This is a genomic window from Flavobacterium sp., from assembly GCF_040383245.1.
In the GTDB taxonomy this organism is placed as follows: Bacteria; Bacteroidota; Bacteroidia; order Flavobacteriales; family Flavobacteriaceae; genus Flavobacterium.
This window is the reverse complement of the sequence record NZ_JBEIDX010000022.1, coordinates 20,226-33,620: the sequence shown is the minus strand read 5'-3', so window position 1 is coordinate 33,620 and position 13,395 is coordinate 20,226. Positions and strand designations below refer to the sequence as shown.

13 protein-coding genes are annotated in these 13,395 nt (G+C 33.3%); 5 read left to right on the top strand and 8 right to left on the bottom strand.

Translation table 11 applies throughout. From position 1 onward, the window contains the following. Positions 1 to 70 precede the first annotated feature (70 nt). Entirely contained in the window at positions 71 to 265 is a 195-nt protein-coding gene (locus tag ABWO08_RS09285; protein ID WP_353085415.1) for a hypothetical protein, read from the top strand. Positions 266 to 324: 59 nt separating this feature from the next. Here ABWO08_RS09285 and ABWO08_RS09280 read toward each other — a convergent pair whose 3' ends face one another. Continuing rightward, positions 325 to 1,413: a lipoprotein N-acyltransferase Lnb domain-containing protein gene (locus tag ABWO08_RS09280; RefSeq protein ID WP_353085414.1), complete on the bottom strand. Its 1,089-nt coding sequence runs from the start codon at positions 1,411 to 1,413 to the stop codon at positions 325 to 327. Positions 1,414 to 1,418: 5 nt separating this feature from the next. Further along, positions 1,419 to 2,483, bottom strand: a complete 1,065-nt coding sequence (locus ABWO08_RS09275; protein WP_502902970.1) for a putative type IX sorting system protein PorV2 — start codon at positions 2,481 to 2,483, stop codon at positions 1,419 to 1,421. 181 nt (positions 2,484 to 2,664) lie between these two features. Here ABWO08_RS09275 and ABWO08_RS09270 point away from each other — a divergent pair, with 181 nt between their 5' ends. Next, positions 2,665 to 3,357: a CDP-alcohol phosphatidyltransferase family protein gene (locus ABWO08_RS09270; protein WP_353085413.1), complete on the top strand. Its 693-nt coding sequence runs from the start codon at positions 2,665 to 2,667 to the stop codon at positions 3,355 to 3,357. A gap of 18 nt (positions 3,358 to 3,375) precedes the next feature. Here the strand turns inward: ABWO08_RS09270 and lptB are convergent, their stop codons facing one another. The 4 genes from lptB to ABWO08_RS09250 all read right to left on the bottom strand — a co-directional run bounded on the left by lptB (position 3,376) and on the right by ABWO08_RS09250 (position 6,342). Then, positions 3,376 to 4,116 (bottom strand): LPS export ABC transporter ATP-binding protein, encoded by a 741-nt coding sequence (gene lptB / locus ABWO08_RS09265; protein ID WP_353085411.1) that lies wholly within the window; start codon positions 4,114 to 4,116, stop codon positions 3,376 to 3,378. A 102-nt stretch (positions 4,117 to 4,218) separates the two neighbouring features. Next, a complete protein-coding gene (locus tag ABWO08_RS09260) occupies positions 4,219 to 4,569 on the bottom strand; it encodes a carboxymuconolactone decarboxylase family protein (protein WP_353085410.1) in 351 nt (116 codons plus the stop codon). Further along, a complete protein-coding gene (tatC, locus tag ABWO08_RS09255) occupies positions 4,562 to 5,377 on the bottom strand; it encodes a twin-arginine translocase subunit TatC (protein WP_353085408.1) in 816 nt (271 codons plus the stop codon). The genes ABWO08_RS09260 and tatC overlap by 8 nt, the downstream gene beginning before the upstream one ends. Beyond that, on the bottom strand, positions 5,377 to 6,342 hold the full coding sequence (locus ABWO08_RS09250) for a KpsF/GutQ family sugar-phosphate isomerase (RefSeq protein WP_353085407.1): 966 nt from the start codon (positions 6,340 to 6,342) through the stop codon (positions 5,377 to 5,379). Before ABWO08_RS09250 ends, tatC begins: the two co-directional genes overlap by 1 nt. Positions 6,343 to 6,428: 86 nt before the next feature. On the opposite strand from ABWO08_RS09250, the gene recQ reads away from it, so the two are divergent. After that, positions 6,429 to 8,624, top strand: coding sequence for a DNA helicase RecQ (gene recQ, locus ABWO08_RS09245; RefSeq protein WP_353085405.1), 2,196 nt, complete (start codon positions 6,429 to 6,431; stop codon positions 8,622 to 8,624). 42 nt (positions 8,625 to 8,666) lie between these two features. Here recQ and ABWO08_RS09240 read toward each other — a convergent pair whose 3' ends face one another. Next, positions 8,667 to 8,906: a hypothetical protein gene (locus ABWO08_RS09240; RefSeq protein ID WP_353085403.1), complete on the bottom strand. Its 240-nt coding sequence runs from the start codon at positions 8,904 to 8,906 to the stop codon at positions 8,667 to 8,669. An 80-nt stretch (positions 8,907 to 8,986) separates the two neighbouring features. On the opposite strand from ABWO08_RS09240, the gene ABWO08_RS09235 reads away from it, so the two are divergent. Then, complete coding sequence (locus ABWO08_RS09235) at positions 8,987 to 10,549, top strand: NAD(P)/FAD-dependent oxidoreductase (RefSeq protein ID WP_353085402.1); 1,563 nt, start codon at positions 8,987 to 8,989, stop codon at positions 10,547 to 10,549. Positions 10,550 to 10,659: 110 nt separating this feature from the next. Next, positions 10,660 to 12,240, top strand: coding sequence for an NADP-dependent glyceraldehyde-3-phosphate dehydrogenase (locus ABWO08_RS09230; RefSeq protein ID WP_353085400.1), 1,581 nt, complete (start codon positions 10,660 to 10,662; stop codon positions 12,238 to 12,240). 33 nt (positions 12,241 to 12,273) lie between these two features. Here ABWO08_RS09230 and ABWO08_RS09225 read toward each other — a convergent pair whose 3' ends face one another. Beyond that, positions 12,274 to 13,377 carry a bifunctional methionine sulfoxide reductase B/A protein gene (locus ABWO08_RS09225; RefSeq protein WP_353085399.1) on the bottom strand — a complete coding sequence of 368 codons (1,104 nt, stop codon included), beginning with the start codon at positions 13,375 to 13,377 and terminating at the stop codon, positions 12,274 to 12,276. Between the last annotated feature and the right edge of the window lie 18 nt (positions 13,378 to 13,395).

The window sequence follows — 13,395 nt, the reverse complement described above, 5'->3', positions numbered from 1 at the left end:
TTGTAAGAATTACCTCAGAGGGAAAAACGAGTCAAGTTAAATGGATTGTAGAATAATAAATAGAAATAAGATGAAAAATAGAACAGAAATAAAATATGCTATAGTTATTGCTTTATTACAGATAGAATCTATTTTTGCACAGGCACCGGTGTTTGATGATGATGTTCAAGATGTGCCAATAAATGATTGGATACTACCAATGATGCTACTTGGCGTAGGGGTTGTATTCTTTTACCTAAAGAAAAGGCAACCAGCAATTAAATAAAAAAACACCCTTTTGGGTGTTTTTTTTATGTTAAAAAATATAATTAAAAATAAATTAATTTATTCTCTTTGTGTTTTCCAAAACATGTATAAAGTTGCAAGGATAAACGGACTCATAAGCCATAAATGAGGTTTTGTAAACATTAGTATTACATAAATTACTATACACCCTATACAAAGTAGCAAAGTGATTTTTAGTGCTTTTCCTCTTAAAAATGGAAGTATAAGAAAAAGCGGATTAAATAATAGCGCATTGTAATTCCAAAGTACTTCTTTGTGAAGTGAATACAATCCTACTAAAGATAAAAATAATCCCAAAATTCCGGTTAAAAACAAATAGGTAATAAAGACTTTTTTGTTATTAGCAATTACTAAAATCAGTAGGAGTAGCGCTATAAAATAAATACTATTTAGAAATGAGAATCCCGATTCTAATTCTTCACCAACTACAATGGTTTCAGTTTTGGTTAAAACCGGTTTTCCATTTATTTGGGCTTTATTTAAGCTGTGCATTAATTCAGATGGGAGAAATAGTTTTTCGGCTTTGGCATCCGTTTTTGCTCCAAAAATGATATTTATTCCTAACTTATAATAAAAGTGATTTTCAAAATAAGGATATAATAATTCTCTATAAGTAATAGTTTTGTCATCTATTTTTTGAATCAAATTTTTCTCAAGCATTTTATTGATTTTTTCAACTACCATTGTGGTGCAATTTCGATCAATAAATTTGTAGGTGTAACTGCGCTCTTCTGAAAATAAGGAGGTGTTTAGTAACTCAAAAAGCTCCTGTTTTTGTGGAAGCGAGAAATTTAAAGTTTGTTCAATTACTTCTCGTTTTTCAATTTGATACTCGTAAATAAATCCCTCATAGGAAGTGGCATTTATAAAATATTGCAAATCCCCTTTTACGAATTTCAAATAAAAATTATCAGTATTAAAATCAAAGGCGCCATAATTATAAACCACATCTAAGTTTGTAGCTTCGTCTTTAATTCGAATCGCTGTGTGGCCAAAAGTCGTATATAGTTCATTTCCTCTGCCACAAGTAAATATGCTAACCTTGGAGTTTTCAGATAGTGTGCTGTTCTGTGAAAAACTTAAAACACTGACAAATAGGAAAAATAAGCAAAGTAATTTTTTGAACATATTAATTATTTAAAGATGCTTAAATCTACTTTCAAGGAAAAAATATTCGAATACAAAGCAGCGCTTTGATCACCAATATCAGTTAATGCGTAATCTATTTGGATTCCTTTGTATTTAAATCCTAATCCAATATTGGGTTGAAAACCAATCTTTTTAGTATTGTCAATTTGAACAACTTTTTGAAAATTACCTACTCCAGCTCTAATAAATACTAAATCAACATACTCATATTCCAAACCAATTGCCGGGTCAATACTTACCATATTGGAAGCAAAAATATCGTTAGTTAAAGTAAATTGCATATTTATGTTACCCGATACAAGTAGACTTGTTTCATTATGAAAATCAATTTTCTTTGCCATTCCAAATTGCGCTTTGGGTAGCGTAATTTCGGTGCTTTCTGGTAAATCCTGATTTTGGCCTGGAACAGTTCCCTTAATTTTATTGTATTCCTCCTCATTAATATTCCAAATATTGTAGGTGGTAGTAATATCGCGAAGCATCAACCCAAAATTCCAGTCATTGCGTTTCCATTGAATTCCCGCATCAAAACCAAATCCCCATGAGCTTGCAAAATTCCCAATTACTCGTCGGATAATTTTTGAATTCACTCCATATTGAAGTTCAGAAAATTTTAATTTTCTAGCATATGAAAAGGTAAAGCCATAATCGGCGGTAGAAAATTTACTAATTCGGTTGTAATCTACATTTCCACTGGCGTCAATAAGTTGGGTAGTGTTTAATATGTCGTCAACACCAAATCGAATCATGGAAATTCCCCATGCACTTTCATCATCTATTGGTTTTGCATAAGCAGCATAATCATATTGCGCAATATTGGCAAAATAACTTGCGTGCATCACGGCCACTTGGCCATCAGCAATTCCTATCAGTCCCGCCGGATTCCAATAACCTGAGTTTGCATCATTAGTATGAGAAACCACCGCATTCGACATTCCTAAAGCAGCTGCATCGACACCAATATTCATAAATTCATTTGAATATTTTCTAACAGCTTGGCTGTAGCTAACATTGGTTAGGATAAAGAAAAGGAATATTATTTTCTTCAATGGTATTGTTTTATTAAACGCGAATTAGTTTTTGTTCTTCAAAAATAGAAATTATTAACGAGCAAACTTCCACCTATTTGAAAATAAAATTGTTTATTGATTTTCTAAATAAAAATCTCTCTAAAAAACGCACTTACCTAAAACTTATTGTACTAAATTTGTCGTTATTAAAATTTCAATAATGGATATCAAAAAAAACATTCCTAATTTCTTGACGCTGCTTAATTTGCTTAGCGGATGTATTGCCATTGTAATGGTTGCCGATTTAAAATTTGATATGGCATTTTACTTTGTAGCTCTAGGAATATTTTTTGATTTCTTTGACGGTTATTTTGCTAGAAAATTTAATGTTTCTGGTCCTTTAGGAGTGCAACTAGATTCTTTGGCAGATATGGTTACTAGTGGAGTTGTTCCAGGTTTTGTTATGTTCTGCATGTTAAGCTTTGGAGAATTTTCTACAAATTATTTTTTACCCTATTTAGGATTTGTAATTACTCTGGGCGCTTGTTATCGTTTGGCTAATTTTAATATTGATACCCGCCAATCCGATTCATTTATTGGTTTGCCAACTCCTGCAAATACTTTATTTATAATGAGTTTGCCGTTAATTTCTAATTCTTTTGTATCAACTTATATAAATAATGAATGGGTTTTGCTTGCAATTACGGCATTAAGTGCCTATGTTATGAATGCTGAAATCCCTTTATTTTCATTGAAAATAAAAAACTTCAGTTTCCAAAAATACAAACTACAAATAGGATTTTTATTAGCTTCTTTAATAATGATTGTCACCTTGCAATTCCTTGCGGTTCCGTTAATTATTTTAACCTATGTTTTGCTTTCTATATTGAATACTATTTTAGCAAAAAAGTAGTTTCAGGTTTTTATATGTTTAGAATTCTAATTTCTTTTTTCTTAATTCGAAATTCTGACCCAAATAAACTTTACGAACCATTTCATCGGCAGCCAATTCTTCTGGAATACCTGCTTTAAGAATTCCCCCTTCAAACATTAAGTAGGTTTTGTCGGTAATGGCTAAAGTTTCTTGAACGTTATGATCGGTAATAAGAATTCCGATATTTTTGTTTTTTAATTGCGCAACAATTCGTTGAATGTCTTCAACAGCTACAGGGTCAACTCCTGCGAAGGGCTCGTCTAGTAGGATGAATTTAGGATCAGTTGCAAGACAACGCGCGATTTCTGTTCTTCTTCGTTCTCCTCCCGAAAGTAAATCTCCTCTATTAGTTCGAATGTGTTCCAAACTAAATTCGGCAATTAAACTTTCCATTTTGGCAATTTGCTCTTCTTTGGAAAGATTGGTTAATTGCAAAACACTTAGAATATTATCTTCAATACTTAATTTTCTAAAAACAGAAGCTTCTTGAGCTAGATAACCAATTCCGTTTTGAGCTCTCTTGTACATTGGATATTCTGTAATATCTGTATCATCCAGATAAATATGTCCGGAGTTTGGTTTTACTAAACCTACAATCATATAAAATGAAGTCGTTTTTCCGGCACCATTCGGACCCAATAACCCTACAATTTCCCCTTGATTTACTTCAACAGAAATCCCTTTTACAACACTCCGTCCTTTGTAGGTTTTTACTAAATTATCTGCTCTTAATTTCATTTTATTGATCTATGGTTCTGAGTTTTTCTTTTGCAAATAAACAAATAATGGTTTTGAACTACTTTATATTTAACAATTATTTAGTTGCAATCTAAAATTGAATTAGCGACCATTTTCTTCTAATGCCTCCCAAAATTCGTAGGCTCTTCTTAAATGCGGAATCACAATGGTTCCGCCAACAAGAGTGGCAATGCCCATGGCTTCCATCATTTCTTCTTTTGTAATTCCTTCTTTATAAGAGGTTTCTAGATGGTATTTTATGCAGTCGTCACATCGTAAAACAGCAGATGCAACCAAGCCTAATAATTCTTTGGTCTTTACATCAAGCGCGCCTTCCGCGTATGCGTTAGTGTCTAAATTGAAAATACGCTTTACAATTTTATTATTGTCAGCCAACAACTTTTCGTTCATTTTTGAACGATAGTCATTAAATTCTTGTACTGGATTACTCATTAGTTTCAGTTTTTTTTGCAACAATTGCCGCAATTAATATACTCACTTCATAAAGTAATAATATAGGAATCGAAACAATTATTTGACTTGGAATATCTGGAGGTGTTACGATTGCAGCTAATATCAATATAATAACGATTGCATATCTTCTGTATTTTTTAAGAAAATCGGGAGTCACTAATCCTAATTTTGCTAGGAAATAGATAATTATTGGTAACTCGAATACGATACCGCTAGCAACAATTGACATTTTCATCATAGATACATAGGAGTCAACTGTAAAAATATTTTCTATTTCTTTACTCACATTAAAGGTGGCAAAGAAATTTATTGATAAAGGTGCTATAATATAATAGCCAAACAAAACTCCGATAAAAAATAAAATGGAAGAAACAAGAATGAAACTTCCTGCCATTTTGCGTTCTTTTTCATATAAAGCAGGACGAATAAATTTCCATACTTCCCATAAAATGTATGGAAACCCAATAACAAAACCTGCGGTAATTAAGGTCCATAAATACATGGAGAATTGACCACTAACTTCTTGATTTTGAATTTTGAAATTAAATTCTTGTGCACAAGCATAAGTATCATCCACACCAAAATAATGAGTCACTTCGCAAAAAAATCGGTAGGTAACAAAATTCGGATCTTTGGGGCCAAAAATAATTGTGTCAAAAATAAAATCATCTATGAAATAGCAGGCACATGCAATACCAATAACCACAAAAGTACTTCTTACAAACAACCATCTTAAATCTTCTAGATGGTCCATGAAGGACATTTCTTTAGTCTCTTTTTTTGCCATTATACAATTCCTTCTTTTAAGATGTCGTGCAAATGAATCACTCCTTTATATTCACCTTCATCAACAACGACAAGTTGGGTTATAGAATGGTCTTCCATAATATTAAAAGCATCCGCAACCATATCTGTTGATTTTATTGTTTTTGGGTTAACCGTCATAATTTCTTTAGCAGTTAATCCGGTGATTGTTTCTGTTTTATTCAGCATTCTTCTAATGTCACCGTCTGTAATTATTCCAACAACAGAATCATTTTCAAGAACAGCTGTAACTCCAAGTCTCTTTTCTGAAATTTCAACGATTACATTTTTAACACTTGAATCAGAATTAACACTTGGCTTTCTTGAAGAATCCAACATGTCTTTGACTCTAAGTAATAATTTTTTTCCTAAAGCTCCTCCTGGATGATAAATGGCAAAATCTTCAGCACTAAATGCTTTCATTTCCATTAAACAAACTGCAATGGCATCTCCCATTACAAGTTGGGCCGTGGTGCTGTTTGTAGGTGCTAAATTATTTGGGCAAGATTCGCTTTCAACAAAAGTATTTAGGGTAAAATGTGCTTCTTTTCCTAAAAAAGAAGAAGTATTTCCAGTGATGGCAATTAATTTATTACCAAACCTTTTTAATAACGGAACCAATACTTTGATCTCTGGACTATTGCCGCTTTTTGAAATACAAATAACGCCGTCTCCTTCTTGAACCATTCCTAAGTCACCGTGAATTGCTTCCGATGCATGAAGAAATATAGCAGGAGTTCCTGTAGAATTTAAAGTGGCAACAATTTTTTGAGCAATAATGGCGCTTTTGCCAATTCCGGTAACAACTAATCTTCCTTTTAAGTTATAAATTAGATTAACCGCTTCATAAAAGCTATCATTAATATAATCAGATAGTTTTGCTATCGATTCACTCTCAGAGCGAATTGTATTTAGTGCCGAGGTAATTATTTTTTCTTTAGTAATCAAAATAGATTTGTTATAATGTTTGTAAGAGAAAAAGTATTTTGTATATTTAACCTTGCAAATTTATGTAAAAATACTATTAAGTAATAATGAATTCAAATCTAATTGACCTACACAAAGAATTAAAAAGATATTTTGGTTTCAATCAATTTAAAGGATTGCAAGAGCAAGTCATTAAAAGTATTGTTGCCAAGAAAAACACTTTTGTAATTATGCCTACTGGCGGGGGTAAGTCATTATGCTATCAATTGCCCGCATTAATTCAGGAAGGAACTGCGATTGTAGTTTCTCCATTAATTGCCTTAATGAAAAATCAGGTGGATGCTATTCGTAGTGTGTCTTCAGAAGATGGAATTGCCCATGTATTGAATTCCTCTTTAACTAAAACCGAAATCAATCAAGTAAAAAAAGATATAACCTCGGGAATTACCAAGCTACTTTATGTTGCGCCAGAGTCTTTAACTAAAGAAGAATACATCGATTTTTTAAAATCGGTACCCATTTCTTTTATTGCTATAGATGAAGCGCACTGTATTTCGGAGTGGGGACATGATTTTAGACCTGAATATAGAAATTTAAGAACCATAATAAAACACTTAGGCGATGTTCCTGTTATTGGATTAACAGCAACAGCAACACCTAAAGTGCAAGAAGACATTCTGAAGAATTTAGATATGTCGGATGCAAATACTTTTAAAGCATCGTTTAATAGACCTAATTTATTTTACGAAGTACGCACCAAAACTAAAAACATCGAATCGGATATCATTCGATTTATTAAACAACATAAAGGAAAATCAGGTATTATTTATTGCTTGAGCAGAAAAAAAGTTGAAGCTATTGCCGAAGTATTACAAGTAAACGGAATTAGCGCGGTGCCTTATCACGCAGGTTTGGATGCTAAAACGCGTGCCAAACACCAAGATATGTTCCTAATGGAAGATGTAGATGTGGTGGTAGCTACAATTGCATTTGGAATGGGAATTGATAAGCCCGATGTTCGTTTTGTAATTCACCACGATATTCCAAAATCTTTGGAAAGTTACTATCAAGAAACTGGTCGTGCAGGTCGTGATGGAGGAGAAGGACATTGCTTGGCATATTACTCTTATAAAGATGTTGAGAAGTTAGAAAAATTCATGTCGGGGAAACCTGTTGCAGAGCAAGAAATTGGTTTTGCATTACTTCAAGAAGTGGTGGCTTACGCCGAAACATCCATGTCTCGTCGTAAATTTTTATTGCATTATTTCGGAGAAGAATTTGATAGTGAAACAGGAGAAGGAGCAGATATGGACGATAATGTTCGTAATCCAAAAGTAAAAATTGAAGCTCAAAATAATGTCAAAAAATTATTAGAAGTTGTTCGTGATACCAAACATTTATATAAATCTAAAGAAGTTGTTTATACTTTAATAGGTAGAGTAAATGCAACAATTAAAGCACACAGAACTGACTCTCAAAGCTTTTTTGGCTGTGGTAGCGATCAAGAAGAACGCTATTGGATGGCTCTGATTAGACAAGTTTTAGTTGATGGTTTATTAACTAAAGATATTGAAACTTATGGAATCATTAAAGTTTCAGATAAAGGTCATGATTTTATAAAAAATCCAACTTCATTTATGATGTCGGAAGATCATGAATACAACGAGGCCGAAGATGACGCCATTGTAACCGCCTCTAAATCTTCTGGAACTGCCGACGAAGCATTAATGGCAATGTTGCGTGACTTACGAAAAAAAGTTTCAAAGAAAATTGGGGTACCTCCTTTTGTAGTTTTTCAAGATCCTTCTCTTGAAGATATGGCTTTGAAATATCCAATAACAATGGATGAATTAATTAATATTCATGGAGTTGGAGAAGGAAAAGCAAAAAAGTATGGTATTGAATTTGTTGAATTAATTAGCAGGTATGTTGAAGATAATGACATTATTAGGCCTGATGATTTAGTTGTTAAATCTACAGGAGCAAATTCAGTTAATAAATTATATATCATTCAAAATATTGACCGCAAACTTTCTCTTGAAGATATTGCTTCTGCAAAAGGCATGAATATGGAGGATTTGCTAAAAGAAATGGAGCAAATTGTAAATTCAGGAACAAAATTAAATATTAAATATTGGGTTGATGAAATGCTAGATGAAGATCAGCAGGAAGAAATTCACGATTATTTTATGGAATCCGAATCGGATAATATTGAAGCTGCGCTTAAAGAATTTGACGGAGATTATGATATTGAAGAACTCCGATTAATGCGAATTAAATTTATCAGCGAAGTAGCGAATTAAAAATTAAAAATCCAAATTGACGAATTTGGATTTTTTTGTAATTTACTCTGTATATATCTCTCCGCGATGCGGTTTTAAAGCGTCTCGAACGGGAATCATTTCAGATTTTTCTACTACCATATAAGCAATAGCATAAACTTCATTCAGTACGGTAAATCCTGTTATGTTTAAAGTGATTTTTTCAATTTGGATAAATTCTTTTAAATGAAATTCATGATGTTCTGCAATTTTAGCAGCATCGGGTCCTCTAAAATCCCAAATTAATTTTATTTTATTTGACATTAATTGCTTTTCTTTGATTGAAGTGAATTCAAAAATACAATATCATTATTCAAATTGTCTAATTTTGTAAAAAAAACTTAATGCCACGCGAAATACAAACCCAAGTTGCTCCAGAAATAGCTGCTAATGAATCTTTACTTAAAGATCATGCGGCCAAGTTGCTTCACGTAGCAACCAAGGAAATTCAGAAAGTGGTGGTTATAAAGCGCTCTATTGACGCCCGTCAAAAAGCAATCAAAATTAATATTAAGGCAGCCGTTTATTTTAATGATGAGAATTTTAACGAAATTAATATTGAACTTCCCGATTATAAAAACGTAACCAATTCGCAAGAAGTAATTGTAATAGGTGCCGGGCCCGCAGGATTTTTCGCGGCATTGCAGTTAATAGAATTGGGCTTGAAACCAATTGTTTTAGAACGAGGTAAAGAAGTAAGAGCACGCCGAAGAGACTTAAAAGCACTCAATATTGAACATATTGTTGATGAGGATTCCAATTATTGCTTTGGCGAAGGGGGTGCCGGAACCTATTCGGATGGAAAATTATATACCCGTTCGAAAAAGCGAGGCGATGTAGATCGAATTCTGAATTTACTTGTTGGTTTTGGTGCTTCACCAGATATTTTAGTTGAAGCGCATCCGCATATTGGAACAAATAAATTACCTCAAATTATTCAGGATATTCGTGAAAAAATAATTGAATGTGGTGGTCAAGTTTTGTTCGAAACTCGCGTCACCGATTTTGTTGTTTTAAAAAATGAAATGCAAGGAGTAGTAACCCAAAAAGGAGATACGATTTCTGCAAGTAATGTGATTTTGGCAACCGGTCATTCTGCCCGAGATATTTTTGAATTATTAGATAGAAAGAAGATTTTTATCGAAGCTAAGCCTTTTGCTCTGGGAGTTCGAGCTGAACACCAACAAGAATTAATTGACAGCATTCAATATTCGTGTGATTACAGAGGTGATTATTTGCCTCCAGCTCCTTATTCTATAGTGAAGCAAGTAAATGGTCGTGGGATGTATTCTTTTTGTATGTGTCCTGGTGGCGTAATTGCGCCTTGCGCTACGAGTCCGGGTGAAGTAGTTACAAACGGTTGGTCTCCATCAAAAAGGGATCAAAAAACCGCCAATTCGGGTATTGTGGTTGAATTAAAATTAGAAGATTTTAAACCTTTTGCCAAATATGGTGCCTTAGCAGGCATGGAATTTCAAAAATCAATTGAACAAAAAGCATGGCAATTAGCAGGCGGTACTCAAAAAGTTCCAGCACAAAGAATGGTTGATTTTACCCAAAATAAAATATCGTCAGATATTCCTAAAACTTCTTATGTTCCTGGTACTACTTCGGTTGAAATGGGAGAAGTGTTTCCGGGGTTTTTATCACAAATTATGCGAGAAGGTTTTAAGGAATTTGGAAAATCCATGCGCGGTTATTTAACCAATGAAGCCATTTTGCATGCTCCCGAAAGTAGAACATCCTCTCCAGTTAGAATTCCTCGTGACAATGAAACATTACAACATCTGCAAATAAAAGGATTGTATCCTTGCGGCGAAGGAGCAGGATATGCTGGCGGAATTATTTCGGCTGCAATTGATGGAGAAAAATGTGCTTTGAAAATTGCTGAAGTACTTTTAAAATAAGATCCAAAAACCTTAACTAATTCATATACATCGATATAGTTAATTTCTTTTCAGAAAAAACTTACTTATATTAATTTAATATACTGTATTTTTAACAAAAATTACTAAGTATGAGCAAGATACCTTTTGAATTCCAAATTGAAAAACCATTTATTCAAGATACTTATTTAGTAAATGGAGAGTTAAAAAAATGGTCAGGTGAATTCACTTCGGTTTATTCTACGATATCTTCAACACCTATTTACGAGCCTACTCTTCTCGGAACTATTCCTACCATGGGAGAAAAAGAGGCAGATGAAGTTACCAAAGCAGCTTTTGATGCTTATGGTAATGGTCAAGGTTTGTGGCCCACTATGAAAGTGATTGACCGAATTAAATGCATGCAAAATTTTGTAGCTCAAATGAAAGCTACTCGTGGTGAAGTGGTGAAATTCTTAATGTGGGAAATAGGTAAATCATTATCCGATTCTGAAAAAGAATTTGACAGAACAGTAGATTATATTTATGATACTATTGAAGATTATAAAGAACTAGACCGATCAAATGCTCGATTTACCAAAAGTCAAGGAGTAAATGCTATGGTTCGTCGTGGTCCACTTGGTGTAGTACTTTGTCTTGGGCCTTATAATTATCCTTTAAACGAAACTTTTTCATTACTGATTCCAGCAATAATAATGGGAAATACAGTAATATTTAAACCAGCAAAACATGGTGTTTTATTAATTTCTCCTTTACTTGAAGCATTTAAAAGTAGTTTTCCAAAAGGAGTAATTAATATTGTTTATGGAAGAGGTAGAGATGTGGCTTCTCCAATTATGAAATCGGGTAAAGTAGCAGTTTTGGCATTAATTGGAAATAGTAAATCAGCAATTGCTTTGCAAGATCAACATCCAAATAAAAACAGATTGCGATTAATTTTAGGTTTGGAAGCAAAAAACCCGGCTATTATTTTGCCAGATGCCGATTTAGATTTGGCTATTCAAGAGTGTGTAACCGGTGCTTTGTCTTTCAATGGGCAGCGTTGCACGGCGTTAAAAGTTTTATATGTACACGAATCAATTGCAGCAGAATTTAATAAACGCTTTTCAGAAAAAGTTGATGCTTTGCCTTTTGGAAATCCATGGGAAAATGGTGTATTGTTAACGCCTTTACCTGAGAAAGAAAAGCCAGCTTATATCCAAGAATTAATCGATGATGCGAAAGCTAAAGGAGCCCAAATTTTGAATAGAAAAGGAGGAGAACATTCAGTAAATTTTATTTTTCCGGCAGTTTTATTTCCGGTGAATAAAGAAATGCGAGTATACCATGAAGAACAATTTGGGCCTGTAGTTCCTATATTAACTTTCAAAGATATACAAGAACCATTAAACGATATGGCTGAATCTAATTATGGACAACAGGTGAGTTTATTTGGTAAGGATATTAAAACGATTGCTCCACTTATTGATACTTTAGTAAATTTAGTTTGCCGAGTAAATCTAAATAGTTCATGTCAGCGAGGTCCCGATGTGTATCCATTTACAGGAAGAAAAGATTCTGCAGTTGGCACTTTAAGTATTCATGATGCCTTGCGTTCATTCTCAATTCGAACATTCGTTGCCTCAAAAGATAATGCTTACAACAACGAAATATTACAAGAGTTGTTAAATAGCAAGGAATCTAATTTTATCACTACGGATTATATTTTATAATTAAAAAGCCTCCATTTTAGGAGGCTTTTTTTATTAATGTCTTTTCAAGCGATCTTTAAATACCTTTTCGAATTTTTCAATTTTTGGTTGAATTACAAATTGGCAATAAGGTTTGTCTTTATTGTTTTCATAATAATTTTGATGGTATTCTTCCGCTTTATAAAATTTTATGAAAGGTTCTAGAGTAGTTACAATTTTACTTGAATATACCTTTGAAGCGTTTAACTCATCAATGATACTTTGAGCAGCCTTTTTTTGATCTTCATTTTTGTAAAAAATTACCGAACGATATTGAGTTCCTACATCGGCACCTTGGCGGTTAAGTGTTGTCGGATCGTGAACTGTAAAAAACACCTTAAAGATTTCATCCAAATTGGTAATTGATTTATCATAAGTAATTTCAACTACTTCAGCAGCTCCAGTTCTACCGGTGCAAACTTCTTCATAACTTGGGTTTTCAACTGATCCTCCAGCAAACCCTGAATAAACACTTTTTACACCTTGCAAATTATCATACACAGCCTCCACACACCAGTAGCAACCTCCACCTAAAACAATGGTTTCAAGATTACTTTTTGATTCAGTAGCAACGAATTCAGGAACAAAATCTAAGGAAATGGCATTCATGCAATAGCGCTTTCCAGTAGGAGCAGGGCCATCATCAAATAAATGACCTAAGTGGCTGTTACATCTTCCGCAAAGTGCTTCAACTCGTTGCATTCCATAGGAATTATCAGCTTTAAAAGTGATACTTTCTTTATTTTGTTGTTCAAAAAAACTAGGCCAACCACAGCTGCTAGTGAATTTTTGATTGGATTTAAATAATTTATAGCCACATGCGGCACAATAATAAGTTCCTTTAGTTTCAGAATTCCACATAGTGCCTGTAAATGCTCTTTCGGTATCTGCTTCACGCGCTACAGCATATAAATCAGTAGAAAGTACCTTCTTCCATTCAGCATCCGATAGATTTAATTTAGAAGTATCGGTATTTGAATAATATGGATTTTCTGGTTTATTAATCACATTTTCCATAGCAGTTGAATTGTTTTTTGGTTCTACTTTTTTATAGGTTTGCCCGCAAGCATTTAGCACTATTAGTGGAAGTACTATCCAAATTAGTTTTGTGTATTTCATTTTATGCTAAATTTATTT